This window comes from Limnobacter sp. G6BE5S (assembly GCF_058448965.1).
Window position 1 is genome coordinate 41,288 of sequence record NZ_JBZFLM010000008.1, and the last position, 26,125, is coordinate 67,412.

General features: G+C 52.4%; 25 protein-coding genes. 12 read left to right on the forward strand and 13 right to left on the reverse strand.

Features of this window, described 5'->3' with window-relative positions; translation table 11 throughout:
• The first annotated feature begins 12 nt into the window (after positions 1-12).
• Positions 13-936, forward strand: a complete 924-nt coding sequence (gene rfaE1, locus ACVL1J_RS14325; RefSeq protein WP_159568400.1) for a D-glycero-beta-D-manno-heptose-7-phosphate kinase — start codon at positions 13-15, stop codon at positions 934-936.
• Between the two features lie 13 nt (positions 937-949).
• Positions 950-1,960: an ADP-glyceromanno-heptose 6-epimerase gene (rfaD, locus tag ACVL1J_RS14330; protein ID WP_159568401.1), complete on the forward strand. Its 1,011-nt coding sequence runs from the start codon at positions 950-952 to the stop codon at positions 1,958-1,960.
• Between the two features lie 225 nt (positions 1,961-2,185).
• Here rfaD and ACVL1J_RS14335 read toward each other — a convergent pair whose 3' ends face one another.
• Positions 2,186-2,539 (reverse strand): TM2 domain-containing protein, encoded by a 354-nt coding sequence (locus tag ACVL1J_RS14335; RefSeq protein WP_159568402.1) that lies wholly within the window; start codon positions 2,537-2,539, stop codon positions 2,186-2,188.
• 141 nt (positions 2,540-2,680) lie between these two features.
• Here ACVL1J_RS14335 and rpsP point away from each other — a divergent pair, with 141 nt between their 5' ends.
• The 4 genes from rpsP to rplS all read left to right on the forward strand — a co-directional run bounded on the left by rpsP (position 2,681) and on the right by rplS (position 4,937).
• On the forward strand, positions 2,681-2,935 hold the full coding sequence (gene rpsP / locus ACVL1J_RS14340; protein ID WP_105029926.1) for a 30S ribosomal protein S16: 255 nt from the start codon (positions 2,681-2,683) through the stop codon (positions 2,933-2,935).
• 189 nt (positions 2,936-3,124) lie between these two features.
• The gene (gene rimM / locus ACVL1J_RS14345) at positions 3,125-3,691 is read left to right on the forward strand and encodes a ribosome maturation factor RimM (protein ID WP_341236487.1); all 567 of its coding nucleotides are present in this window, start codon (positions 3,125-3,127) and stop codon (positions 3,689-3,691) included.
• Complete coding sequence (gene trmD, locus ACVL1J_RS14350; RefSeq protein ID WP_341236486.1) at positions 3,691-4,431, forward strand: tRNA (guanosine(37)-N1)-methyltransferase TrmD; 741 nt, start codon at positions 3,691-3,693, stop codon at positions 4,429-4,431. Before rimM ends, trmD begins: the two co-directional genes overlap by 1 nt.
• Positions 4,432-4,556: 125 nt before the next feature.
• Complete coding sequence (gene rplS, locus ACVL1J_RS14355; protein WP_159568405.1) at positions 4,557-4,937, forward strand: 50S ribosomal protein L19; 381 nt, start codon at positions 4,557-4,559, stop codon at positions 4,935-4,937.
• 88 nt (positions 4,938-5,025) lie between these two features.
• Here rplS and recG read toward each other — a convergent pair whose 3' ends face one another.
• Positions 5,026-7,131 carry an ATP-dependent DNA helicase RecG gene (gene recG, locus ACVL1J_RS14360; protein ID WP_341236485.1) on the reverse strand — a complete coding sequence of 702 codons (2,106 nt, stop codon included), beginning with the start codon at positions 7,129-7,131 and terminating at the stop codon, positions 5,026-5,028.
• 21 nt (positions 7,132-7,152) lie between these two features.
• Complete coding sequence (locus ACVL1J_RS14365) at positions 7,153-7,536, reverse strand: RidA family protein (RefSeq protein WP_341236484.1); 384 nt, start codon at positions 7,534-7,536, stop codon at positions 7,153-7,155.
• A gap of 134 nt (positions 7,537-7,670) precedes the next feature.
• On the opposite strand from ACVL1J_RS14365, the gene ACVL1J_RS14370 reads away from it, so the two are divergent.
• From ACVL1J_RS14370 to ubiA, 3 genes are all read left to right on the forward strand, one after another.
• Positions 7,671-9,623 (forward strand): APC family permease, encoded by a 1,953-nt coding sequence (locus ACVL1J_RS14370; RefSeq protein ID WP_341236483.1) that lies wholly within the window; start codon positions 7,671-7,673, stop codon positions 9,621-9,623.
• A gap of 82 nt (positions 9,624-9,705) precedes the next feature.
• Positions 9,706-10,650, forward strand: coding sequence for a LysR substrate-binding domain-containing protein (locus ACVL1J_RS14375; RefSeq protein ID WP_159568408.1), 945 nt, complete (start codon positions 9,706-9,708; stop codon positions 10,648-10,650).
• Positions 10,651-10,653: 3 nt separating this feature from the next.
• Positions 10,654-11,517 (forward strand): 4-hydroxybenzoate octaprenyltransferase, encoded by an 864-nt coding sequence (gene ubiA / locus ACVL1J_RS14380; RefSeq protein WP_341236482.1) that lies wholly within the window; start codon positions 10,654-10,656, stop codon positions 11,515-11,517.
• A gap of 7 nt (positions 11,518-11,524) precedes the next feature.
• Here the strand turns inward: ubiA and proC are convergent, their stop codons facing one another.
• The gene (proC, locus tag ACVL1J_RS14385; RefSeq protein ID WP_341236481.1) at positions 11,525-12,331 is read right to left on the reverse strand and encodes a pyrroline-5-carboxylate reductase; all 807 of its coding nucleotides are present in this window, start codon (positions 12,329-12,331) and stop codon (positions 11,525-11,527) included.
• 15 nt (positions 12,332-12,346) lie between these two features.
• Positions 12,347-13,060 (reverse strand): YggS family pyridoxal phosphate-dependent enzyme, encoded by a 714-nt coding sequence (locus ACVL1J_RS14390; protein WP_341236480.1) that lies wholly within the window; start codon positions 13,058-13,060, stop codon positions 12,347-12,349.
• 39 nt (positions 13,061-13,099) lie between these two features.
• Here ACVL1J_RS14390 and ACVL1J_RS14395 point away from each other — a divergent pair, with 39 nt between their 5' ends.
• The gene (locus ACVL1J_RS14395) at positions 13,100-14,134 is read left to right on the forward strand and encodes a type IV pilus twitching motility protein PilT (RefSeq protein ID WP_159568412.1); all 1,035 of its coding nucleotides are present in this window, start codon (positions 13,100-13,102) and stop codon (positions 14,132-14,134) included.
• 57 nt (positions 14,135-14,191) lie between these two features.
• Positions 14,192-14,680, forward strand: coding sequence for a glutathione peroxidase (locus ACVL1J_RS14400; protein ID WP_159568413.1), 489 nt, complete (start codon positions 14,192-14,194; stop codon positions 14,678-14,680).
• Between the two features lie 3 nt (positions 14,681-14,683).
• On the opposite strand, the gene ACVL1J_RS14405 is transcribed toward ACVL1J_RS14400, so the two are convergent.
• Genes ACVL1J_RS14405 through leuS form a run of 6 tightly spaced genes read right to left on the reverse strand, consistent with a single transcriptional unit; the run spans position 14,684 to position 21,946 of the window.
• Complete coding sequence (locus tag ACVL1J_RS14405) at positions 14,684-15,967, reverse strand: THUMP domain-containing class I SAM-dependent RNA methyltransferase (RefSeq protein WP_341236479.1); 1,284 nt, start codon at positions 15,965-15,967, stop codon at positions 14,684-14,686.
• Positions 15,968-15,983: 16 nt separating this feature from the next.
• Positions 15,984-16,415: a CopD family protein gene (locus ACVL1J_RS14410; protein ID WP_159568415.1), complete on the reverse strand. Its 432-nt coding sequence runs from the start codon at positions 16,413-16,415 to the stop codon at positions 15,984-15,986.
• 31 nt (positions 16,416-16,446) lie between these two features.
• The gene (locus ACVL1J_RS14415) at positions 16,447-17,703 is read right to left on the reverse strand and encodes a glutamate-5-semialdehyde dehydrogenase (protein WP_159568416.1); all 1,257 of its coding nucleotides are present in this window, start codon (positions 17,701-17,703) and stop codon (positions 16,447-16,449) included.
• A 13-nt stretch (positions 17,704-17,716) separates the two neighbouring features.
• Positions 17,717-18,757 (reverse strand): DNA polymerase III subunit delta, encoded by a 1,041-nt coding sequence (holA, locus tag ACVL1J_RS14420; protein ID WP_341236478.1) that lies wholly within the window; start codon positions 18,755-18,757, stop codon positions 17,717-17,719.
• Entirely contained in the window at positions 18,754-19,272 is a 519-nt protein-coding gene (locus tag ACVL1J_RS14425; protein WP_159568418.1) for an LPS-assembly lipoprotein LptE, read from the reverse strand. Before ACVL1J_RS14425 ends, holA begins: the two co-directional genes overlap by 4 nt.
• Before the next feature lie 28 nt (positions 19,273-19,300).
• A complete protein-coding gene (leuS, locus tag ACVL1J_RS14430) occupies positions 19,301-21,946 on the reverse strand; it encodes a leucine--tRNA ligase (RefSeq protein WP_341236477.1) in 2,646 nt (881 codons plus the stop codon).
• Between the two features lie 164 nt (positions 21,947-22,110).
• Between leuS and ACVL1J_RS14435 the strand changes: the two genes are divergently transcribed.
• Positions 22,111-24,342 carry a UvrD-helicase domain-containing protein gene (locus ACVL1J_RS14435; RefSeq protein ID WP_341236476.1) on the forward strand — a complete coding sequence of 744 codons (2,232 nt, stop codon included), beginning with the start codon at positions 22,111-22,113 and terminating at the stop codon, positions 24,340-24,342.
• 5 nt (positions 24,343-24,347) lie between these two features.
• Here the strand turns inward: ACVL1J_RS14435 and ACVL1J_RS14440 are convergent, their stop codons facing one another.
• Together ACVL1J_RS14440 and ACVL1J_RS14445 are read right to left on the reverse strand one after the other, a co-directional pair.
• Entirely contained in the window at positions 24,348-25,142 is a 795-nt protein-coding gene (locus ACVL1J_RS14440) for a BPSS1780 family membrane protein (RefSeq protein ID WP_159568421.1), read from the reverse strand.
• An 11-nt stretch (positions 25,143-25,153) separates the two neighbouring features.
• Complete coding sequence (locus ACVL1J_RS14445; RefSeq protein WP_341236475.1) at positions 25,154-26,116, reverse strand: homoserine kinase; 963 nt, start codon at positions 26,114-26,116, stop codon at positions 25,154-25,156.
• Between the last annotated feature and the right edge of the window lie 9 nt (positions 26,117-26,125).

A 26,125-nucleotide genomic window follows, 5' to 3' on the forward strand; every position in this document is an offset into this window, starting at 1 on the left:
ACAGGCTGAACAATGGTCGACAGGTCTCAATTTAAAGACGCTAAAATTCTCGTGGTCGGCGATGTCATGCTGGATCGCTATTGGTTTGGCGATGTAGAGCGCATTTCTCCAGAGGCACCCGTGCCCGTGGTTTTAGTGGGCACCAAAGATGAACGATTGGGTGGCGCGGCCAACGTGGCTATTAATGCCAGTTCATTGGGCGCGCAACTGTGTTTGATGGGTGTAGTTGGCAACGACGAACCTGGCCACACCGTTGAAGCTTTGCTTGAAAAAAGTGGCGTGCGTTCACGTTTGCTGAAAGATCCGAATTTTCCCACCACTGTTAAGCTGCGTGTGATCGCCCGCCAACAACAGCTGGTACGTATTGATTTCGAAGAGCGCCCTTCGCCTGAGCAATTGACGACGAAAATGGAGTTGTTTGAGCAGGAATACACCAATCACGATGTAATTCTGTTTTCAGACTATGGCAAAGGCAGCCTGGAGCATGTCGCAGAAATGATTGCGTTGTGTAAAAAGGCGGGCAAAACCACCTTGGTCGACCCCAAAGGGGACGACTACGGCAAGTATGCTGGTGCGTCGGTACTTACTCCAAATCGTTCGGAGTTCAAACAGGTCATGGGTAGCTGGAAAACCGAAGCCCAGTTGATTGAAAAGGCGCAAATTTTGCGTGAGCGTTTGAGTTTGGGGGCCTTGTTGTTGACTCGCTCGGAAGAGGGTATGACGTTGTTCACTGCGGAGGGTAGTTTCCATGTGCCTGCCCAGGCCCGCGAGGTGTTTGATGTGTCGGGTGCCGGTGACACTGTAATTGCAACGCTGGCTTGTGCGGTTGGCTCGGGTATGAGTTTGCCTGACAGCGTGGCATTGGCCAACAAGGCCGGCGGTGTGGTGGTTGGCAAATTGGGTACTGCTGTTATATTGCCGGAAGAGCTAAATTAAAGGATTTGAGACGATGAAAGTGATTGTGACCGGTGCCGCTGGTTTGATCGGCAGCAATTTGGTAAAAGCGCTCAACGATCGAGGCATTACTGATGTGTTGGCTGTGGACAACCTGACCAAGGGCGACAAGTTTTTGAATCTGGTGGATTGTGAAATTTCCGATTACCTCGATAAAACTGATTTCCTGGCGCGAATTGAGCGAGGCGAATTTGGCAAGTTTGATGCGATTTTTCATGAAGGTGCTTGTTCCGACACCATGGAGCACAATGGCAACTACATGATGGCCAATAACTTTCGCTACACTCAGGCCCTGTTTGAGTGGGCGCAGCGCACTGGCACCCCATTCCTGTATGCATCCTCGGCGGCGGTTTACGGGGGCAGCACGGAATTTATCGAAAACCGTGAAGTTGAAAAGCCGCTGAATGTGTATGGATACTCCAAGTTCTTGTTCGACCAGGTGTTGCGCAGGCAAATGAATATTGGTCTGAAGGCGCCGGTATTTGGCTTTCGATATTTCAATGTGTACGGCGATCGTGAGCAGCACAAAGGCCGTATGGCTTCGGTGGCGTTTCACAACTTCAATCAATTTCGTGAGGGCGGCTCGGTTAAGTTGTTTGGCCCTTACGGTGGTTACGAAGCGGGTTGTCAGCAGCGCGATTTCGTGTCGATCGAAGATGTCGTCAAGGTGAATATGTTCTTTTTCGAACAGGCGAGCACTGCGCCTTCGGGTGTCTACAATTTAGGTACCGGTCGCGCACAAACCTTCAATGATGTGGCCTTGACCACATTGAACACTCTGCGAGAGAGTCAGGGCAGTGCTACTTTGAGTTTGAATGAAGCGGTGCAGGGCGGCTTTATTGAGTACATTGAGTTTCCGGATGCTTTGAAAGGCAAGTACCAAAGTTACACGCAAGCCGACTTGAGCAATTTGCGTGCAGCGGGTTACACAGGTAGTTTTTACAGCGTAGAAGCGGGTGTGGCGCGGTATGTTGGGCGTTTAATTAAAAAATATTTGAAACCATGAAACTAACGCGGAGAGGATGACACTTATTAATGTTGGTTGACTCGGCCTCTTGAACCGAGTCGCCTGTAAACCGTTGGGGTTCCCCCCGCGTTTTAAGGGTAGGCCAACTGCTTGTGGAATCGCATACTCCCCTTAGGGGCGAGCCTTGCGACCAAGCAAGTGTCTCTGTCTCCTCAAGCCCTGTTAAGCCCGCTTTTTAGCGGGCTTTTTTTTGGTATTGCCTATTCAGCTCACAATGCCACTGAAATACCACTGAAACACCATGGCCAGTGTGGCCATCAGGGCGGTCATTCCAAAGGCCAGCGACAGGGCGATCGATACCACCACAGCGCCTGTGGTTTGTTTAATGTCACTTTCATACTCTGGATTTAACTTCGCATTGAATTCTTCGTCTTTCATCAAGCCGTAGCGCATGGTGTCTATCCACCCGGCAAATGCGGACAAAGGAAAGGTCAGCATGTAAAGCCAGAAGCGTTTTTTTCCGGCGTAAATCCAGTGGCCTCCAATGGCGCCTGTAAGCAGGGCAAGCCAGCAGAACAAAAGCTTGGATTTAAAAGGTTCTTGAGGTGATGCATTCATTTTTTAAAACACTGCTTGTTAGATTGGATTACGCTGGCTATAATAGCGGGTTATCGGATTTCGTGTATCGAAATCCCAATGATTCATTCGTTTGCAGTGGCTTAGGTGTGTGCTGCAGGCACTAATTTAATAGAGGAAATTATGGTCGTCATTCGACTCGCACGTGGTGGTTCTAAAAAGCGCCCATTTTATAGCCTGGTGGCTGCTGATTCACGCAACCGTCGCGATGGCCGTTTCATCGAGCGTATCGGCTTTTACAACCCGGTAGCGCCTGCAGGTTCAGAAGGCCTGCGCATTGCCATGGATCGCTTGACCTACTGGAAAAGCGTTGGCGCACAGTGCTCTTCAACAGTAGAGCGCCTGGTTGGTGAATACAACGCCAAACAAGCCGCTTGAGTTTAGCCGCTTGAGCTAAGCTTTCTGAGTCAGGTACCTCTAAAACCGGTGTGTTCAGGGGTGCGGTTGAGTCAGAAAGCAGGTTGGTATACAAAGTCCGTGGATGATACGTTCGCGGACTTTTGTTTTTGGTTTTGCGAAGTACCCATTGTGGGCTGATGTTGTGACACTAAGGTTTGGACACTGAGCATGAACGTACCTGACGATTTGGTAGAACTGGGCAGAATTGGCGAGCCTTACGGCCTGAAGGGTTGGCTCAATGTGCTGCCTTCGTCTGAAGAGCCGGATGTGTTGCTCAAGAGCAAGCAATGGTGGGTTTCACGCTTGCCAGTCACGGAAGGGGCCGCAATTCGTCGCGCAGCGCAACCGAAGTTCGAGGACTTGGTGTTCGAGCCATTTCGCGTCTTGCAAAGCAAGCCGCACTCCAGTCGCATTGTTGCGCACCTGGAAGGCATTGAACAGCCAGAACTTGCCGCTCAGTTCAAGGGACGTCGGGTTTATGTGTCGCGGTCTCGTTTTCCCGCACCTGCTGAGGGTGAGTACTACTGGGTTGATTTGGTAGGTTGCACGGTAAGTAACTTGCAAAACAAGGTATTGGGCACGGTGGTGCAGGTGGTTGACCACGGTGCGCATCCAATTTTGTTGGTCAAGGGCAATGCTGAGCAGGAAATACTGATTCCATTCGTGGCCGCGTATGTTTTGAATGTGGACACGCAGTCCAAGCAAATTCAAGCGGATTGGCAGGAAGATTACTGATGTCCGGCTCGCGCTTCGATGTCATCACTCTTTTTCCCGATCAATTTCCAAATCTGATCGAATTGGGTGTTGTTGGCAGGGCGCTGAAAAAACAGCTGTTCGAACTGAATTGCTGGAATCCTCGTGATTTTACCGATGACCCTCACCGCACGGTTGATGACCGACCCTATGGCGGTGGGCCTGGCATGGTAATGCTGGCCGAGCCACTGGTGCGTTGTGTCAATGCCATTCGTGCTGCCCGCGGTGATCAGGCGCCTGTGGTGTTTTTAACCCCCCACGGTCCTTTGTTGAAGCAGGCCACTATCCGGGCTTTGAGCGATCAGGGTTTGGGCGCAATTTTACTGTGTGGTCGCTACGAGGGTGTAGATCAGCGGTTTATTGACGAGTATGTGGATCAAACCTATTGCTTGGGTGATTTCGTACTTTCAGGTGGCGAGCTGGCGGTGGCCTGCTTTGTGGATGCCTGGGTACGCCTGCTTCCCGACGTGTTGAATCATGCCTTGTCTGCCACGCAAGATTCATTTGAGTCGGGTTTGCTGGATTGTCCGCACTACACCCGACCGGAAGTTTTTGAAAATAAAGCAGTTCCAGACGTGCTTTTGTCTGGGAATCATGCGAAAATAGAGAGTTGGCGTTTTGAGCAAGCGAAAGCTTATACAGAACGCTTTCGACCGGAGTTGCTAGAGGCTCTTGCTCCTGATTCATGTAGTCAAGCAGGGAAAGCTGGCAAAAAGGTCTAGGTTGGTGGCTGTTTTGCACAATGTCGAATTGGCAGGCATACACCTTTTAATTTTTTCATCCTCTGGCGGTGCACTCTCAATTAATTGAGTCAATAAAGCCCGTGAATGATGACTTGGAGCTATCAATGAATTTGATTCAACAACTTGAGCAAGAAGAAATTGCTCGTTTGGGTAAAGAGATCCCTGCGTTCGCCCCCGGCGACACAGTGATCGTGAGCGTTCGTGTAATCGAAGGCACACGTTCACGTTTGCAAGCGTACGAAGGCGTAGTAATTGCTCGTCGCAATCGTGGTTTGAATTCCTCTTTCATCGTTCGCAAGATTTCCTCTGGCGAAGGTGTTGAGCGTACATTCCAGCTGTACTCACCCTCGATTGAAAAGATCGAAGTGAAGCGTCGTGGTGATGTTCGCCGCGCCAAGCTGTACTACCTGCGCGATCGTTCAGGCAAGTCTGCACGTATCAAGGAAAAGTTGCCTAACCGTGTGAACAAGCAAGCTGCTAAGTAAGCGATTTGCAGTTCACCAGGGCGTTATGCCCGGGTAGCACCAAAAAGCCAGTTCCCCGTGAACTGGCTTTTTTGTTTTCAACTCATTTTCAGCTTAGCCACCAGGGTGTTTCTTCAATCCACCGTTGAATATGCCGGCGAGTGTTGTCCGCATTCCTGGGCATTTGTTGAGCCAGGGTTCTCGCCAATTCCAGTAAGTCTTTGTCCACCAGTGGGTCGGCGTAACGCATCATGGGTAAACCAGATTGCCGCTTGCCCAGCAATTCACCAGGCCCCCGGATTTCAAGGTCTTTTTCAGCCAGATAAAAACCATCATCGCTTTCGTGCATGGCTTTCAAGCGTAATTTTGACGTATTCGACAATGGCCCGCCGTACAGCAGCACGCACACACTTTGCACGCTACCCCGGCCAACACGGCCCCGCAGCTGGTGAAGTTGTGCCAGCCCAAAACGTTCGGCTTGATCAATGACCATCAAGCTTGCATTGCCCACATCAACGCCCACTTCGATCACGGTAGTGGATACCAGCAGATCGATTTCACCGGCTGCAAAGGCCGCCATGGTGGTCTGTTTGAGTTTGTTGTCCTGTTTGCCGTGAAGCAGGCCAATTTTACGGGTGGGCAGTTGTTCACACAGGTCGTTGTAGGTGGCCTGCGCGGCCTGCAGGTCGAGTGTCTCACTTTCTTCAATCAGAGGGCATACCCAGTACACCTGTTGCCCTTTGTTAATCTCGCCTTCAATGGCTGAAATAAGCTGATCCCGTTTTTTTTGGGACAGCAGTTTGGTGATGATGGGTTTTCGGCCTGGTGGTTTTTCGTCCAGATTCGAGACGGCGAGGTCTGACAAATAGGTTTGTGCCAGGGTGCGTGGAATTGGCGTGGCACTCATCATGAGTTGATGTGCCAAATGGCCATCGCTGGCTTTGGCGATGAGTGAGAGACGTTGGGCGACTCCGAAACGGTGCTGTTCATCCACCACAACCAAGGCCAGGGCTTTGAATTCAACGTTGTCCTGAACCAGGGCATGCGTACCAATAACAACATCGATTTCACCGGCTGCCAGCGCTTTCAGCGTGCGATCTTTCTCGCTTTTCTTCATGGCCCCTTGTAACTTTGCGCAACGCACGCCCACGGCATTAAACAAGGGGGTGAGCTTGTGGTGGTGCTGCGCAGCCAAAACCTCGGTGGGGGCCAGTATTGCAGCTTGCTTGCCGTTTTCTATGGCGCGCAGGCACGCTAGTGCCGCCACCAGTGTTTTTCCGCTCCCGACATCGCCTTGAAGCAAACGTTGCATTGGGTAGGGTTGGCGGAGATCGTCAAAAATTTCCTTGCTGGCGCGTTCTTGGGCACCTGTTAATTGAAACGGTAGTTGATTGATGAATTTCTGAACCAGTCCTGCTTTAGTTGGTTTCAACGGACTGGCTTTTTCTTGGGTGCGCTGTTGGCGATATTCTCGCAACAAAAGTTGCTGGGCCAGCATTTCATCCACCTTCACCCGGCTCCAGGCTGGGTGGGTGCGCAAGTTCAAGTCATAAAGTTCTTCAGGCTTGGCCTGGCCATGCAAGGTTTGCAAAGCGACGGGCCAGGGCAAGAGCTTGTACTTTTTGCACTGGGCCAAAGGCAGGGTGTCGATGAAGCAAGCTGCCGGCAGTTTTTTCATCCATCGGTGCCAATCGCCTTGCTTGAGTTGCCCCGTGCTGGGGTAGACCGGCTCCAGTACGGCATCGGCACTGGCTGCAGTTTGATTTGTCGAAATGTTGGGTTCGTCGAAGGCGCCCGGCGGCGCAATTTTCACCGTTGGGTGCACCATCTCGAAGGTGCCATAGCCTTGGCGAATTTGTCCGCTGATCTGAATTCGACTGCCCTCGCTAAGCTTTTGCTGAAGGCCGGGGTAAAAGTGGAGCCAGCGCAAAAGAAGCGTGGTGTCGCCGTCTTCAACCCAAACCCGAAGCTGTTTGCGTGGGTGGTATTGAACTTCAGTTCCCACGACGGTGGCGAGCAGGTTGACCTTCTGGCCCACCTGAAGAGAATCCATGGCGGTGATCGAGGCCTTGTCTTCGAAACGAAGTGGCAGGTGAAGCGCCAGCCCCATCCAGTGCGGTGCGGTGAGCAGTCCGCTGACTGCATCCGCGATGGCGAGGGGCAGCGGCAACAGCTCCTCGAAGTCTGGCTTTTGAGTGGGGGTTGCTGCGCTCAAGGGCGTGGCTTGGGTGCGCGGTTACAGTGCCAGAATGGCTTCGACTTCAAAACGTGCACCTTTGGGCAGGCTGGCTACACCCACTGTGGAACGGGCTGGGAAGGGAGCCGAGACATATTCCTGCATGATGGCGTTCACCTGCGCGAATTCGCTTAAGTCCGTTAGAAACAAGGTGAATTTCACAACATTGGCAAGACTTCCACCAGCTTCTTCGGCCACCGCTTTCAAATTGGTGAAGGCTTGGCGAGCCTGTTCTTCAGTGGCAGGGCCCACCAGATCGCTGGTGGCTGGGTTCAGGCCGATCTGGCCTGATGTAAAAACCAGGTTGCCCAGTTTGATGGCTTGGCTGTAGGGCCCAATTGCTGCTGGGGCTTTGGAGGTAGATACAACGGTGGCTTGTGTCATGTTCAGAATTGGAGAGTGTTTGGGTAAAGGAATCTAAATGCGTTCATTTGCAATGATAACGCCGAGCGGTGCATTGTGTTGCCCTTGGGGACGGTATACCATACTCGACTTGTTTGTTGCGCTGCAATGTACGCATGAGTCAAACCCAAAAACCGGCTTCGCCACGCTCCGCATCGTCGTCTCTCGAGGCGAATGAGCGTGATGATATTTTCTCGGAAAAGTATGCCTGGGTTGCGGTAGGCGCCTGTGGTTTGGCCTCTGTCGCGTTTGGACCCGAGGAGTCGTTCAAGGCGCTTGGTGATTCCCGCCATCTGTTGTTGTTCTTGGGCTTGTTAACAGCCCTGTCCATTCTTCTTGTTTCCTTGACTTATTTCCGTGTCACCGAACTCTTTCCAAAGGGTGGCGGTGGTTACGCCATGGCCACCAATTTGCTCGGCCCCAGAGTGGGTCTGATCGCAGGCGCGGCGCTGTTGGTGGACTATGTGTTGATGGTGGCTTTGGGCATTAGTGCTTCCACTCATTTAATGTTCAGTTTTTTGCCTCCGTACTTTTACGAGTACCGGGTATGGGTTTCCATGGCTTTGATGCTGGGTTTGATGAATTTCCACATACAAGGTCGACATTTGAACTTGAAGCCTTTCAAGTATTTGTTTGTCGCATTTCTGCTCACACATCTTGTGTTTATCCTGGTGGGTTTTTCTGATCATTTTCAGGACATCGGTGGCGTAGTCACCCGCAGCATTGAAACCACGCAATCGGATCTGAGCACGTTTGGCTGGTTGCCAGTTCTGGCAATTTTCGCGCGTGGTTTTTTTCTGGGTGGTGGCACTTACACTGGCATTGAGGCGGCTTCGGATACGGTGCAGCTAAGCCGCTACCGGCAAAGCAGCGAGAACCGTCGGAAGATGTTGGCTTATGTGGCCTGCGCGCTGGCCTTTGCTGCAGCAAGCCTTGCGGCCCTGTATTCCCTGTGGGACGTGAACATTGAGCCCACCATGGCTTTAAATGGTGTTTTGTTTGAAAGGGTGTTCACTGACATTGGCTGGGACTGGCCCTACGTCATTTTGGGCTTGTTGGTGATGCTGGGGCTTGAGACAGCCGTGTTGCTGCTGGCCGCGCACGTTGCATTTGTAGTGGGTCCGCGGGTGTTGTCGACCATGGCGATTGATTCCTGGTTGCCCCACCAGTTCCGTTACCTGTCCAATCGTTTTGTGACCAAGAACGGAATCATGCTAATGGGCGGGTTGGCCTTGCTGGCCATCTACCTGAGCGATGCCAATGTGGATTTATTGGTGGTGCTGTTCTCGATCAATGTGTTTATCGTGTTCAGCCTCTCCATGTTGGGGCTGTGTGTTTACTGGCTTAAAAATCGCCACGAGAAACGTTTCGTCAAAGGATTTTTGTCAGCGTCGCTGGGCTTTGCTGTGTCTGCCTCCATTTTGCTGGGAACCATCATTACCCAGTTTTTTCAAGGGGGGTGGATCACGATGCTGATCACCACGGTAGTGGTGTTGGTGTGCCTGTGGGTACGCAATCACTACCGGGAAACCAAAGATAAAATTACGAAGATCGACGAAGTGTTTGCCATGGCGCAATATGGCTCGGCGCATTCGCCGCCTGAGTTGATTCCTGATGGCAACACCGCAGTATTCATTGTGGGCAACAGCCGTGGCGGTGGTTTACACGCATTGCTTTGGGTGCAGCGCATGTTTCCAAACCACTTTCAGAATTTTGTATTCATGAATGCGCGCACCGTGGATTCCAAGGCATACGGTGGTCGTGAGGCACTTGAAGCCATGCGAGTTGATGCGTCGGTGTCACTGAATTACTTTGTGAATTTTTGCCGCAGCCATGGATTACGTGCCAAGAGCTATTTGTCGTTCGGCACCGATGCCGTGGAAGAGTTAACGAACCTGGCGAAGGTGGTTGCCGAGAATCACCCGAATGCAATTTTCTTTACCAGCAAACTGGTATTTGAGAACGAGAACATTTTGACTCGACTATTGCACAACCAGGCGGCGCTGGAACTTCAACGCCGCTTGCACAATGCAGGTCAGCAAATGGTTATTCTGCCCATGCGACTTTAAGGGTTTTAATCAAAAGATGTGTTGCTTCATGGGGCTGCGTTTGCAATAATAATCGTACTCGATGTTTTGATAGAAAAATTAAATGACCCTCACCGAACTCAAGTACATCGTCGCTTTGGCTCGCGAAAAGCATTTTGGCCGTGCGGCTGATGCCTGTTTTGTCAGCCAGCCAACTTTGTCCGTGGCCATCAAAAAGCTTGAAGAAGAGCTCAGTGTTTCCTTGTTTGAGCGAGGCTCCAATGAGGTGTCGCTGACACCGGTGGGTGAACGCATCGTGGTTCAGGCACAGCGCGTGCTCGAAGAAGCCTCGGCAATCAAAAGTATTGCGCAGCAGGGTATGGACCCGTTGGCGGGCCCGTTGCGCGTGGGCGTAATTTATACCATTGGGCCCTATTTGTTGCCCGGTCTGGTGTCCAGCATGATTGAACGCGTGCCCTCCATGCCCTTGGTATTGCAAGAAAATTTCACGGTGCGCCTGCTCGAGTTGCTGAAACAGGGTGAAATCGATGTGGCTGTTTTGGCATTACCGATCAATGAATCGGGATTTGTGATTCAGCCTTTGTACGATGAGCCTTTCATGGTTGCTTTACCCAAGTCTCACCGTTGGTCCAACGAAGAAACAATCAGGTCAGATGACCTGCGCAGCGAGAACATGCTTTTGCTGGGCACGGGACATTGCTTCAGGGATCAGGTTTTGGGTGTGTGTCCGGAGCTGTCACGATTCTCGCAGTCGTCCGAAGGCATTCAGCGCACCTTTGAAGGCAGTTCACTTGAAACGATTCGCCACATGGTTGCGTCTGGTGTGGGAATTACAGTTCTGCCTTCCAGCTCTGTGCCAAACCCAGTACCTAAGGAAAGCTTGCTCACGTATATACCGCTTGCCGATGATGACACGCGGCGAACTGTGGCATTGGTATGGCGTAAAAGTTTTGGTCGGCGTGAAGCGCTTGAGGCCTTGCGCGTTGCGATTATGGAATGTGATTTAAACGGTGTTGAGTTTCTTGATGCACCTCAAATGGTGCGTTAAGCAATGGCTGTTTTGAACAAGGCCCGCTTGCGAGACTATTATTTGCTGTTGCGCCTGGACAAACCCATCGGGATATTGCTCTTGATGTGGCCCACCCTTTGGGGCTTGTGGATGGCCGCTGAAGGCATGCCGCCTTGGCATGTGCTGTTGATATTTGTTGCCGGTGTGGTGTTGATGCGTTCGGCGGGGTGCGCGATTAACGATTATGCGGACCGTGACATTGACTTGCATGTGGAACGTACCCGCAACCGACCTTTGACCAGTGGGCGAATTGCTGAAAAAGAGGCTTTGCTGTTGGCGGCGGCTTTGGCAATTGTGGCTTTGCTGATTACCTTGCCCTTGGGCTGGCCGGTTATTTTGATGAGTATTCCCGCAGCCTTTTTGGCTGGCAGCTACCCGTTTACCAAGCGTTTTTTCCCGATGCCGCAGGCTTATTTGGGCATTGCGTTTGGTTTCTCGATTCCCATGGCTTTTGTCGCAGTTCAGGGCACTGTGCCCGTGTACGCGTGGCTGATTTTTGTTGCCAATGTATTCTGGACAGTGGCTTACGACACGGAATACGCATTGGTCGACAAGCCAGACGATTTGAAACTGGATATAAAAACTGCTGCCATTACGCTGGGCCGATACGACATAGCGGGCATTGTGGTGTGCTACGCAGCCAGCCTGTTGATTTGGGCTTGGGTGGCCAGCTCGCAGGCTTATGGCCCGGCTTTCTGGCTGGGTTGGGTTTGTGCCGTGGGTATCGCTGTTTACCATTTCACCCTGATTCGCAATCGAGACCGTGCGCTGTGTTTTAAAGCGTTCTTACACAACAACTGGCTGGGCGCTGCCTTGTTTGCGGGCCTGGTGCTTCAGTACCTCTGAGTTAAATTTAGTTGCTACCTTTTTGCAGCTCCACAGCACGTGCACAGGCTGCCTTGGCTGCGCTGTTAATTGCTTCTTGCACACCCAGTGTGCGCAACTGTTCCAGGCCGGCGAAGGTGGTACCTCCCTTGCTGGTGACTTTCTCCCGCAGGGTGGCGAATGAATCGTCTGACTGCTTGGCCAGTGTGGCGGCTCCCAAAAAAGTTTGACTGACCAGCAAGTTGGCTTGCGCGTCGTCAAATCCCAGATTTTTTGCGGCTTGCGCCAATGCTTCCATGAGAAAGAATACATAGCCTGGCCCACTGCCTGAAATGGCGGTGACTGCATTGATTTCATCTTCGTTGTTGAGCACCAGTACCTCGCCGCAGCTGCTGAAAATTTGCCTGGCCAGGCTTCGATCGCTTTCAGAGCAATTGGCAGTGAAATACAAGCCCGATATGCCCTGTGATACCAATGCTGGCGTGTTGGGCATGCAACGTACCACCCGCGCCTGGTGCTGCTGGCTCCAGTCTTGAATTTGAGCCACGCTGACCCCAGCAGCAATGCTGACAATCAAGCTGTTTTTCAAATTGTTTGCCTGGCTGTTGAGCACCTGTTGCATCATTTGAGGTTTCACGGCAAGTACGACCACTTCAGGGCTGAAGTGATCGGGCCAGTCTGTGGAGCAGCCGATTTTCAGTGTGGACATTTTTGAGGCAGCTTCCGCGCTGGGATCAACCACATGAAATGCGCTGGCAGGTGCGCCATTGCCAATCAAACCGCCAAGAATGGCGAAAGCCATGTTGCCGCCACCGATGAATAGAGTGTTCTGCATAGTGATTCCGTGTGTTTATTTTGAGTAGTCGCGTGCGCCAAACAGGGCAGAACCCACACGCACGCAGCTTGATCCACATTCAATGGCCAATTCAAGGTCTGCGGACATGCCCATTGAAAGCGTGTCCAGTTTCAATCCTTGCACATTGAGCGCATCGAATACGGATTTGCATTTCAAGAATTCAATTTTTAGTTGGTCTGTGTTGTCGGTGTTGCTGGGTATGGTCATCAGGCCGCGCAGCGCCAGGTTTTTCATGCCTTGAATTGCCATGCAAAGATCAATGGCCTGATCCGGGTTGACCCCTGATTTGCTGTCTTCGCCCGAGGTGTTGATTTGCACCAGTACATTCAATGGAGGAAGGTTTGCTGGTCGTTGGTCAGACAGCCGCTGCGCGATCTTCAAGCGATCAACGCTGTGCACCCATGAAAAGTTATCTGCGATCGGCTTCGTTTTGTTGCTTTGAATTGGGCCAATGAAATGCCAGTCAATATGGGTACCCGTTGTTTGCGCATTGGGGGGATCAGCCAGCTGGGTGATTTTATCCAAGGCTTCCTGCAGGTAATTTTCACCAAAAGAGGTTTGGCCGCAGCTGTGAAACTCAAGAATGTCGCTTAAGGGAAAAGTTTTACTGACTGCCAGCAGTTTGACAGCCGAGTCAGGTCGACCAGCTTTGCTGCATGCGGCTGCAATTCTGCTTTGAATGTCAGCCAATTGTGTGGCTCGGTTCATGGTGCATCAATTCAATGCTTAAAAGGAGATTATAGCCACATGACACTGACCGAACTGTTGACCTGGGCTGTGGAAGAACATGCATCGGATTTGCATTTGTCGGCGGACATGCCGCCGATGATTCGTGTGAACGGTGAAATGCGGAAATTGAGCGAGTCAGTATTGGGCCATCGTGAAATTTATCGATTGATTCAAGGGTCAATGACCGAGGCTCAGTGGCAAGGCTGGGAGCAGTCTCATGAATGTGATTACAGCTTTTCGGTGGAAGGTCTGTCGCGATTTCGTGTGAATGCGTTCATGCAGAGCAGGGGGGCTGCCGCTGCATTTCGTGTGGTACCCAGCCGCGTAAAAACACTGGAGGAACTTGAAGCGCCAGCGGTGTTTCGACAAATTGCACGCGAACCGAATGGACTGGTGCTGGTAACCGGGCCAACCGGTTCAGGCAAAAGCACCACTTTGGCTGCGATGGTGGATGATGTGAACCGCAACCAGAAAGCGCACATTCTGACCATTGAGGATCCCATTGAGTTCACCCACACGCCGATGAATTGCGTTATCAACCAGCGAGAACTTGGCGAGCACACCCATTCTTTTGGCGCGGCTTTAAGGTCTGCGTTGCGGGAAGATCCAGACGTTATTCTGGTGGGAGAAATGCGGGATCTTGAAACCATTCAGCTTGCGCTGACTGCCGCAGAAACTGGTCACCTGGTGTTTGCAACCCTGCACACATCCTCGGCACCCAAAACCATCGATCGAATTATTGATGCATTTCCTTCGGCTGACAAAAGCATGGTGCGCGCCATGTTGTCGGAATCACTGCGCGCTGTGATTTGCCAAACCTTGCTGAAAAAGCAGGGCGGTGGTCGAGTTGCGGCTCACGAAATTATGATGGCCACACCGCCGATTCGAAATTTGATTCGTGAAGGCAAGGTGGCGCAAATGTTGTCCTCGATTCAAACCGGTTCGCAGCATGGCATGCAAACCATGGAGCAGGCGGTACAGCGGCTTTTGATGACTGGAAGGATTACTCGAGAAGTGGCCATGAGCGTTATTTCAGGGTCCAACCAACCTTGAGCCATTCAGGTTTGCAGGTAAACTTGCCTTTCAACAAACACTTGAAAGGCAATTCCCATGGCGAACAATGTGTATGAATTCTCTGGCAAAACGCTGGATGGCAAACCCCTGAGCCTGGCCGATTTTCAGGGCAAGGTGTTGCTGATTGTGAATACGGCCAGCAAATGTGGATTTACGCCCCAGTACGAGGGTTTGCAGGAACTGCACAAAGAATTGGGCCAAAAGGGTTTGGTGATTATCGGATTTCCGTGTAACCAGTTTGGCGGGCAAGAGCCTGGCACTGAAGAGGTGATCGCCAGTTTTTGCCAGAAGAATTACGGTGTGGACTTTTTGATGGCCGAGAAAGTAGACGTGAAGGGCAGCGACGCACACCCTTTGTTCAAGTACCTGACTTCTCAGGCCAAGGGCATTTTGGGCACCGAGGCCATCAAGTGGAACTTCACGAAGTTTTTGGTACGCAAAAATGGTGAGGTGTATGACCGTTACGCCCCCACCACCAAGCCGGCTGATCTGAAAGCCGACATTGGCAAGCTGCTGGCTGAATAAACCTCAGTTTTCCTGAGGTTCGGGGCTGTCCCCACTGGCCCGTGGACGATAAACACCACGGGTCAACGGAATTTCAAACAGGCGGCATTCAATCGGCCCATTGAACAATGGGCGTTTGCGCTTGGGGCTTAAGCCCAGCGTTTTCTTGATTTCCAGATCGCCAGAGAACAAAAAGGCGGTCCAGCCCGAGAAATTCATTTTCAAATGATCGCCATACGCCTTGAACAGCCGTTCGTAGGCTTCGTCCTCGGGCACATCGGCACCTTTTGCGCGAACCCGTTCGCCGTAAGGTGGGTTGCTGAACACAATGCCGTTGGCAGCTGGTGGCTCTACGGTGAGCGCATCGCGCTGTGCAAATTGCACAATGCCAGCATCGAGCAGTTCTTCGAAACCGGCTCGCGCTAAATTTTCTTTTGCAATCTCGATCAGCAATTCGGTAATGTCGCTGGCATACCACTGAAAGTGAGGCGTGGTCAGTGCTTTGTCCAAGCCCGCATTGAAGCGTCGGTTGGCGTCTTCCTGAAGTTCTTTGCCCCATTCTGGCGTGAAAGGCTTCAGGTTTTCAAATGCAAAGGCGCGCTCAAGGCCCGGTGCTCGGTCGCACAATTGTGAAAGTGATTCGATCACCAAGGTGCCGCTTCCACAAAACGGGTCAAGGAATGCATTGGCGTTCTTGCCGGCTTCACTTTGGCGCGCAATGTGCCAAAGGCCTGCAGCCAGGTTTTCCTTCAACGGCGCTACACCCGCTTCTTCTCGCCAGCCACGTTTGAACAGGTTTTCACCAGCCAGGTCGATGTACACCATCGCTTCCGTGGGGTTAATCGCTGCGAAAATGCGCACATCGGGTGCTTCCACGCTCACGTTCGGACGCTCGTCGAATCGTTCCAGGAATGCATCGCACACTGCGTCTTTAAGGCGAAGCTGCGTGAAACGCACGCTTTGAATATCGGCACCCAAATTGTTCAAGTCAACGCGGAAAGTATTCGACAGTTTGAACCAGTTGTACCAATCAACCGATTTGGCGATGTTGTAAAACTGTTCTTCGTTCGTGCATTCACCCCGCGCCAATTCCAGGCCAATACGGCCTGCAAAGCGGCTCCAGTATGTCATGCGGGTGGCTTGGCGCCAGCTGGCCTCGAAGGTGCAGCCGCCCGTGACTGCACGTGTTTTTTGTGCACCCATGGTTTCCAGTTCAGCCACCAGAATTTCTTCCAGACCGCGCGGGCAACTTGCAAAACATTTGAATACGCTTTGCTTGGTGGAGTTGTGTTGATTTGAATTGGGCATGAATTGCTTTTAAAAATTAGAACGGTTTAACAACCACCAGAATGATGGCGATGGCCATGAGCACCACGGGTACTTCATTGAACCAGCGGAAGTAGGTGTGGCTGCGCGTGTTTTGGCCTGCTTCGAATTTGCGCAAAATACGACCACAACTGTAGTGGTAACCAGCGATGATGAAGACAATCAGGATTTTGGCATGTAGCCAGCCGCTTTGGCCGCCCACTCCAATTTGATAAACCCCAACCAAGGCGAAGCCCAGCAACAATGCGGGTATGGCCAATAAGGTCATGAATTTGTAAAGTTTTCTGGCCATTTGCAACAGGCGTGCCGTGGCCGCAGGTTCTGTTTCCATGGCCAGGTTCACGAAAATACGCGGCAAATAAAACAAGCCTGCGAACCATGAAGCCACAAACAAAATGTGAAAGGCTTTCACCCAAAGATAACCACCCATGTACTGCTCCAGTTAGTTGGTTTTCAAATGCTTAGTTGCGTGTTTCGCCATGACCAAACACCACGTATTTCTGGCTGGTCAAACCCTCCAGACCCACAGGGCCACGGGCGTGAATTTTATCGGTAGAAATACCGATTTCAGCGCCCAGGCCATATTCGAATCCGTCAGCAAAACGAGTCGATGCGTTCACCATGACAGAAGCGGAATCCACTTCCCGAATAAAGCGCATGGCGTGGCTGTGGTTTTCGGTCACGATGCTGTCGGTGTGTTGAGAGCCATATTGGTTAATGTGCGCAATGGCTTCATCCAGGCTATCGACCACCTTGATCGACAAAATCGGTGCCAGGTATTCCGTGTTCCAGTCTTCTTCGGTGGCGGCCTTAACTGATGGCAACAAAGCCATGGTGCGTTTGCAGCCACGCAGTTCAACACTTTTGGCAGCATAACGCTGCGCAAGTTCCGCAAGAACGGGCTTGGCCACATGGGTATGAACCAAGAGTGTTTCCATGGTGTTGCAGGTGCCGTAGCGGTGGGTTTTCGCATTCTCGGCAATATTCACTGCATGGGTCAGGTTTGCCGACTCGTCGATGAATACATGGCAAATGCCGTCCAGGTGCTTGATTACAGGCACTTTGGCATCGCGGGAAATGCGTTCAATCAAGCCTTTGCCACCACGGGGCACAATCACGTCCACGTATTGTGTCATTGTGATCAGAGTGCCCACGGCGGCTCGATCGGTGGTGTCGATAACCTGTACGGCATCGGCAGGTAAACCTGCGGCCTCCAGCCCTTGGGCCACGATTGCGGCCAAAGCCTGATTGCAGCGAAACGCTTCCGAACCGCCACGAAGAATGGTGGCATTGCCTGATTTGATGCACAGGCCTGCCGCGTCTACGGTCACGTTGGGGCGGCTTTCATAGATGATGCCGATTACGCCCAAAGGCACACGCATTTTGCCCACCTGAATGCCGGATGGACGATTCTTGAAGTCGGTCATCTCACCAATTGGATCTGGCAATTGGGCAATTTGCTCCAGGCCTTCGGCCATGGTTTCAATGGCTTTGTCGCTCAGGGCCAAACGATCAAGCAGGGCAGCATCCAGGCCGTTGGCCTGGGCTTGGGCCATGTCAGCCTGATTGGCTTTGGTCAGTTCGGCCTTGTTGGCTCGAATCAGTTTGGCGGTTTCAAGCAGTGCCTGGTTTTTGGCGTGGGTATTGGCTTTGGCCATGTCAACGGCCGCAGCACGGGCTTTTTTGCCAATAGCCAGAATTTGTTCTTCAATGCTCATGATGCTTACTCGTTCAGGTATTCCATAGTTCGGGTGGCTCAACGCCAGCCACACCCAAACCGATTATTTCAAACAGGGTCCAGGGGTTGCCCTGTTTCATGCCCTTGATGGTTTTTTCAGCGGCGTAGCACCAGGCCGTCAGCTTTTGCAGGCTGGCGGGGTTGTGCCGTTTCAGTGCGGCACTGATGTGATTTTGTCGCTGTCCCCAAATTCTATTTTGCCGGCAGGCATCCGACAAAGACATTCCGCGTCGCATGGCATGCTGTGTGTCGCGAATGGCACGAATTTCCTCCTGCAAGGCCCACAACACCAGAGTGGGTGCCTCACCTTCGGCCTCCAGCCCTTCGATCATGCGCGTTACGCGTTTGGTGTCACCGGCCAGCAGGCTGCCACCCAAATCAAATACATTGAAGCGGGCTGAGTTGGCGACCATGCCTTGTACCTGTTCAATATCCACCGTGCCTTGGTGTTCGATTGCCAGTTTTTCAATGGTTTGGTGCGCCACCAACAAATTGCCTTCGGTTTTTACAGCGAGCCAGGCACATGTTTCACGGGTAAGTTGTACACCTTTGCGTTTGGCGGATTGCGCGATCCAGCTAGGTAATGCGTCAGCGCTTACGGGGCGACAGGCAATCTCGGTTCCCCTGGCGAGCAGGTCAGCAAAGCCAGCACTTTTTTCTTGGGTTTTGTTTAATTTTGGGGCGCTGACCAAGAGGCAGTGAGCCGTCTCGCCAGATGCAATCCATTGGGCTGCTTTGCCCAGGGCTTCGGCAGCTTCCTTGCTCAATTTGGGTTGGTTAATCCGCAAATCCACCAGGGAGACATCACCAAACAGGGAAACCTCGGCAAACAGGGACAGAAATTCCTGTGGGTCGAATTGCCGGTCAACTTCAACGATTTGGCGTTGGTATTCAGTTTGCTTTTTCAGGCGCTGGCGATACAGGTCAGCAGCTTGGGTGGCAAACAAAGGTTCATCAGTAAATACGCACAGCAACTGGGGCAAAGTGATGTTTGCCTCATCGTTTAACCAGGTGTCGAGCGCAATCTGTTTCACTTCGTGGCTTGCCCCGTCGTTTTCGCATTGCCCAGTTGTAACGCGCTTAGCCGCCCGGTAATTTGGCGCGCAATGTCACGTTGCATTTCGGTGTAAAGCTGGTTTTCTTCGGCTTCCTTGCCCAAGATTTGATCATCGGTATAAGTGAGTTCGCGGCGCTGGCTTAGCTGGCTGGTCGCAATCAGGAAGTCCCCGTTTGTGTCGACCACGCTGTACACCAACTCATAGGTGACACGAACCTCGCGCGCACGGCCTGTGGCGCTAAACGTCACAATGCTCCGGTCGCGTGTTTCACCCAACAAATTCAGCTTCAAAGGTGCGCCTTCCGGAGGATTCACTTTCAGGTTCAGGATCTGAAGTTGCAAGTCCATATTGCGGTTCATTTCCGAATTTTCCATGCCGCGCAATTCGATTTTTTCAAAGTCGAAGTTGTACTGACCACGTAGCTGAAAACCGCAGGCAGTCAGCGCAAGGGTTGTTGTCAGTAATGCAATGGCTTGAATGAATCGTTTCATAAGGGCTCGCTTCTTGTTGGGGTCGATCTTAAACAACGATATTGACCAGTTTGCCGGGTACCACAATGACTTTCTTTGCGGGTTTGCCTTCCATGAATTTTTCAGCTGCTTCGCTGGCCAATGCGGTCGCTTCAATGCTGGTTTTGTCGGCATTTGCAGGCACTTCAATGCTGCCACGCAGCTTGCCATTGACCTGAACCATCAGGGTGAGTTCAGACCGCACCAGCGCTTTTTCATCCACTTCTGGCCATGGGGAATCCAGCAACTCACCATGGGCCTGACTGTAGTTCAGGCTGCTCCACAGGTGGCAGGTGACATGGGGCACAATCGGATACAGCACACGCAATAAAATACCAAGGCCCTCTGACAGTACAGCGTGGTCAGTGGTGGTATGGGCTTCACTGGCAAACGCATCCAGGGTGTTGAGCATTTTCATGCCGGCAGACACCACTGTGTTGTATTGATTGCGGTCGTAGTCAAAGTTGGCTTGTTTCAGAATTTCATGCACATCGCGGCGGGTGTTTTGCGCCGCCTTGCCAAGTTTGGCTGGGTTCAATGCGGGCTGCGCCTTGATCGCCTCTTGCTTGTTCAGGGCCAATTGGTAAAGGCGTTTCAGGAAGCGGTGCGCACCTTCCACACCGGAATCACTCCACTCCAGGCTTTGCTCGGGTGGGGCCGCAAACATGGTGAACAGGCGTGCGGTGTCGGCGCCGTATTGGTCGATCAAGGCTTGTGGATCAATGCCGTTGTTTTTGGACTTCGACATTTTTTCCACGCCACCGATTTGCACCGCGGTGCCGTTGCTGCTTAGGCGTGCAGACACCGGGCGGCCCTTGTCGTCGAATTCAACTGCGACATCAGCCGGGTTGATCCAGGTTTTTTTGCCGTTGGCTTCTTCGGTGTAATAGGTGTCGTTCAACACCATGCCCTGGGTCAGCAGGGCGGTGGCGGGTTCGCGGAATTTCACCAGGCCCAGGTCGTTCATGACCTTGGTCCAGAAGCGACTGTAGAGCAAATGCAAAATGGCATGCTCGATGCCGCCGATGTACTGGTCCATGGGCATCCAGTAATCGCTGCGCTCGTCTGTCATGGTGGGGGCGTCGTTGCACACATAGCGCGTGAAGTACCAGCTGGAGTCTACGAAGGTGTCCATGGTGTCGGTTTCACGGCGCGCAGGCTTGCCACACTTTGGGCACTTGCATTCATAGAATGCAGCGCTTTTGGCCAGTGGGTTGCCGCTGCCGTCCGGTACCAGGTCTTCAGGCAACACCACAGGCAAGTCGGCTTCGGGTACTGGTACATCGCCGCAGGTGTCGCAATAAATGATGGGAATGGGGGTGCCCCAATAACGTTGGCGTGAAATACCCCAGTCGCGCAGGCGGAACTGAATGCGTTTCTCGCCCAGTCCTTTGGCAGCCAACAGATCAGCCACTTTGTCCACAGCTGCTGTGTAATTCAACCCATCAAGCGGGCCACTGGCCATGCACTGGCCACGTTCTTTGTCGCCATACCACTCGGCCCATTCAGCATTGTTGAATACTTCGCCTTTCACGCCGATCACCTGCTTGATGGCAATGCCGTATTTCAAGGCAAACGCGAAGTCTCGCTCGTCGTGTGCAGGCACACCCATTACGGCACCATCGCCGTAGCTCATCAACACGTAGTTGCCGACCCACACGGGTACTTCATCCCCGGTCAATGGGTGGGTTACTTTCAGGCCAGTGGGCATGCCTTTCTTTTCCATGGTGGCCATGTCGGCCTCGGCCACACCACCCGCTTTGCATTCGGCTATGAATGCCTGAAGTTCAGGATTTGTTTCAGCGGCAAGCGCAGCCAAGGGATGTTCAGCCGCCACGGCGCAAAATGTAACGCCCATGATGGTGTCGGCGCGTGTAGTGAACACATACATTTTGCCGTCTTGAATCAATTCACCAGCAGCGTTTTTGATCTCATGCGGGAAAGCAAAACGAACGCCTGTGGATTTGCCGATCCAGTTTTCCTGCATCACCTTCACGCGGTCAGGCCACTGTAAACCATTCAAATCGTCGAGCAATACGTCGGCATAGTCGGTAATCGCCATGTAGTACATCGGAATGTCGCGCTTCTCAACGACAGCGCCCGAGCGCCAGCCTTTGCCGTCGATCACTTGCTCGTTGGCCAGCACAGTTTGGTCAATTGGGTCCCAGTTCACGGTGCCTGTTTTTTTGTACACAATGCCTTTCTCAAGCATTTTCAAAAACAGCCACTGGTTCCATTTGTAGTAATCGGGCTTGCAGGTGGCCACTTCCTTGGACCAGTCAATGGCCAAGCCCATGGATTCCATCTGCTTTTTCATGTAATCAATGTTGCTGTAAGTCCAGGCCGCTGGCGGCTTGCCGTTGGCCATCGCGGCGTTTTCCGCGGGCATGCCAAATGCGTCCCAGCCCATGGGCATCAGGGTGTTGTAGCCCTTCATGCGTTTTTGGCGAATCATTACATCGTTGATTGTGTAATTTCGCACATGGCCCATGTGCAGTTTTCCGCTGGGGTAAGGCAGCATCGATACGCAGTAGTACTTGGGCTTGAGTTTGCCGCTTGCATCTTTTGCGAAAGCCTCGGCTTTGTAAGCGTCCGATTTTTTCCATAGGCCTTGAACGGCGTTTTCAATGTCTTGTGCGGCGTATTTGTCAAACATGGTGGCGTTGAAACTTGGTGTGAATTTTGAATGCGGGCGGGACCATGCCGGGTTGGGCAGGCCAATCGGTCATTATATCGGGCTTTTTCGTTTTTTACGGGCGCGGCTGGTACCCCAATCACTGTTAAAATCAACAGCAAAACCAAATTTGATTGTGAGAAGCCGTGTCTTTACTCGATAGCCTGAATCCCGAACAACTGGCAGCCGTCACTTTGCCGCGTGAATCTGCGCTGATTCTTGCGGGTGCTGGCAGCGGAAAAACGAAAGTGCTGACTGCACGCATTGCCTGGTTGATTCAAACCGGGCAGGTGGGGCCCAATGGGGTGTTGGCGGTTACCTTCACCAATAAAGCTTCAAAAGAAATGCTTCATCGCATTTCAACCATGCTGCCCATTAACACCCGCAGCATGTGGGTGGGTACGTTTCACGGCTTGTGCAACCGCATGTTGCGGGCACACTGGAAAGAAGCCGGTTTGCCGCAGGCCTTCCAGATTCTGGACATGCAAGACCAGTTGTCGGCCATCAAACGCATGTACAAGGTCTTGGGCATTGACGCTGAAAAGTTTCCCCCCAAGCAGCTCAGTTATTTCGTTGGCTCTGCGAAAGACCAGGGTTTGCGCCCAAAAGATGTCGAAGCGCACGACGAATACCACCGAATGATGGTTCGGTTGTACGAGGCCTACGAAGCCCAGTGCCAGCGCGAAGGTGTGGTTGATTTCGCGGAGTTGTTGTTGCGTTCATTCGAGTTGCTGGGTGCCAACCCCGCATTGCGCGAGCATTACCAAGCCCGATTCAAATACATTTTGGTGGACGAGTTCCAAGACACCAACAGCCTGCAGTACAACTGGCTGAAGCGTTTGGCTGGGCCACAAGGATGCATATTTGCCGTGGGCGACGATGACCAGTCCATCTACGCATTTCGCGGTGCACGCGTGGCGAACATGGTGCAGTTTGAAAACGATTTCAATGTACAAAACCGAATCAAGCTTGAACAGAACTATCGCTCGGTTGGTAATGTGCTGAAGGCGGCCAACGTGCTGATTGCGCACAACAAAGCCCGCCTGGGCAAAGAATTGTGGACTGAAGCAGGCGAGGGCGAAGCCATTCGTGTGTACGAGGCGGTGAGCGATCAAGACGAGGCCGCATTCATTATTGATCGAATCAAAAAGTTGATTCTGGATGAAGGTTTTAGCAGATCCGACGTCGCAATTCTGTACCGGTCCAACGCACAGTCACGGGTGGTTGAACAGGCTTTGTTCAACGCCGGTATTCCTTACCGGGTGTATGGCGGCTTGCGCTTTTTTGAACGCGCTGAAATTAAACATGCCTTGGCGTATTTGCGTTTGATGGACAACGCAGACGATGACAACTCATTTTCCCGGGTGGTTAATTTTCCCACTCGCGGCATTGGTGCGCGCAGTGTGGAGCAGTTGCAAGACATTTCCACTGCGCAGGGTACTTCCTTGTATCGCGCTATCCACCGCATGGAAGGGCGTGCGCAGGCGGGTTTGAAAAAATTTGCTGACTTGATTGAGCGCATGCGGTTCGAGACCCGTGGCTTGAGCCTGGCCGATTTGGTCGACAAAGTGATTAATGAGTCCGGTTTGATCGCGCATTATCAAGCCGACAAAGACGGCGAAGACCGCGTGGAAAACTTGAAGGAACTGGTCAACGCCGCGGCCTCCTTTGCGATTTCAGAAGGCTATTACCAGGATGCAGCCGCCACCATGGTGGACGAAGAAAAACTGATTACGCCCCTGGCGGATTTTTTATCGCATGCATCACTAGAGGCAGGTGACAACGCCGCTGCGGCTGGTCAAGAGGCCATTCAACTCATGACAGCGCATTCTGCCAAGGGTCTTGAATTCAAATGTGTGTTCGTGACTGGGTTGGAAGAAGGTCTGTTTCCGCACGAGAACAGCATTGGCAATTCAGTGGAGGGCGGCGACGGCACCAGTGTGGAAGCTGTGGAAGAAGAGCGCCGCTTGATGTACGTGGCCATTACCCGTGCGCGCGAGCAACTGTTTTTGAGCCATGCCCAGCAGCGCATGCTGCATGGCCAAATTCGTTACCACCTGCGTTCGCGTTTTCTGGATGAGTTGCCCGAAGAAGTGCTGAAGTGGCTCACCCCCAAGCGCGCGCACATTGCCAGCCAGGGTTGGGATGCGCTCGATTCCAAAGTGTGGGGGCAAAACAAAACCCTGAATGTTGGATACAGCAACAAAGCGCCCAAACGTCCGTATGACATTGGTACAGGCGTTGCGCATGCCAAGTTTGGTAGTGGTGTCGTGGTGGCCTATGAAGGCGAGGGTGACGACCAAAGAATTCAAATCAACTTTGGTCGCCAGGGCATGAAGTGGTTGATGCTCAGTTTGGCGAAGCTTGAGCGAAGTTGAAAAGGTTACACCTGCGGGTCTTGTTCAAAAACTGCCTGGTAAGTGGGGTAAAACGTGCACAGCGACACTGCCATCACCAAGGCCACACACATCATGTTCAGTGCGCTTACAAACACTGCAGGCAAACCGAGCATGGTAAAAATGACCACAAACACCGATGAGAAACCCAAGCCCAGAACCAGCCAACCCATGCCATAGATGAAAAAGCTGGCCTTGTTGCGCCACACCGCAACCCAGCTTGAGAACAGGGCCTGCACAGGTTTCATGTTGTGCCACACCACCAGCACTGGCGCAAACCAGAATGCCAACAACACCGGGATGCTGGTGATGCCCACAAAGACCATGTACAGCACCATGTATTCCATAAAGGCAGCACTTGCTGCCGGGTCTGCTTTTTGAAGGTCTTCAATGGACACATTGGGTTGTGCGCCTAGCAACAGGTGCGCCAGCAGCTTGATCACCGCAAAGCATGCGGTGTAGATCGCACCGAGCACGATCAGCGACTGCAGGTGTTTTCTGTGTTCCTGACTGAAGCCGCTGAAAAGAACAATCGGGCTGACCCGCAATCCTTTCTGCCCCATGCGTCCTGCCAGCATAATGCCGAACCCCATGGCGGGTGACGCTATGGCCACAACGGCTGCACCCAGAAATGGAATCAACAGCCCCACAAACAGAATGATAAACAGGTAAGTGTTGCCGAACAAAAACATCTCGCCCGGCTTTTTGCGAAAAAGCTGTACGCCCTGCATCAGCCACTCCCAACCAGCGCTGGGTGGGCACGTGTGTACATAATTGGCCAATTGAAAAGTCCTTAGTTCGGTTGCACTGCAAATGGAATACCTTGGCGACGCGCCAACAATACTCGCTCAAAATGTTGCGGGTCTTTCACATTCAAAACCTCGGCTTCTCGGGGCATGTAAAAGTCGTAAAGGCGAGAGGCCCAGAAGCGTAGCGCCGCGGCGCGGAGCATGTCTTGCCAAAGTTCACACTCGTGAATGGTCAATGGGCGAACTTCCTGGTAACCGTTCAGCAAGGCATCCAGAAGGTTATCCTTGAATTCACCGCTGTCCAGGTTGATACACCAATCGTTGGCAGTTACTGCCAAATCAAAGAGATAGGTGTCCAGCCCTGCAAAATAAAAGTCGATGACACCACCCAGTGTGTCGCCCTGCATCAAGGCGTTGTCGCGGAACAAATCAGCGTGTACCGCGCCTTTTGGCAGGGTTTTGTAGGCATTTCCTGCCGCCACGGTTTTTTGGTGACTCACTTCGTCGTGCAGCAGTTTACACACGGCATCGGGCAAATGGTCGTCCAGTTCATTCATTGCATTTTCGATCCACGCCAAGCCACGCGGGTTGGGGGTGTTTCCTGCGAAGTCGGCTACGGCCAAGTGGGCTTGGGCACTGAACTTGCCAATTGCGTGGCACTGCTCGGTGTTGGGGTGATCCACCGATTTTCCGCTAAGGCAAGTCACCAGCGTGGCGGGCTTGCCGTGCAGCGTATTGAACAGCTCGCCTTTGGCGTTTGCGATCGGTCCAGGAACAGCCAAACCTTTTTTTGCCAGGTGTTCCATCAAACCCAGGTAAAACGGCAGGTCTTCTGCGCGCAACTTCTCAAACAGCGTGAGCACAAACCTGCCCGTGCTGGTGTTCACGAAGTAATTGGTGTTCTCGATGCCCGACTCAATTCCTTCGAATGAAAGCAGTTCGCCGCACTTGCGGTCTTTTAGCCACTGCTGCAGTTCATCTTGTGTAATACGCGTAAAAACAGCCATTCAATATCC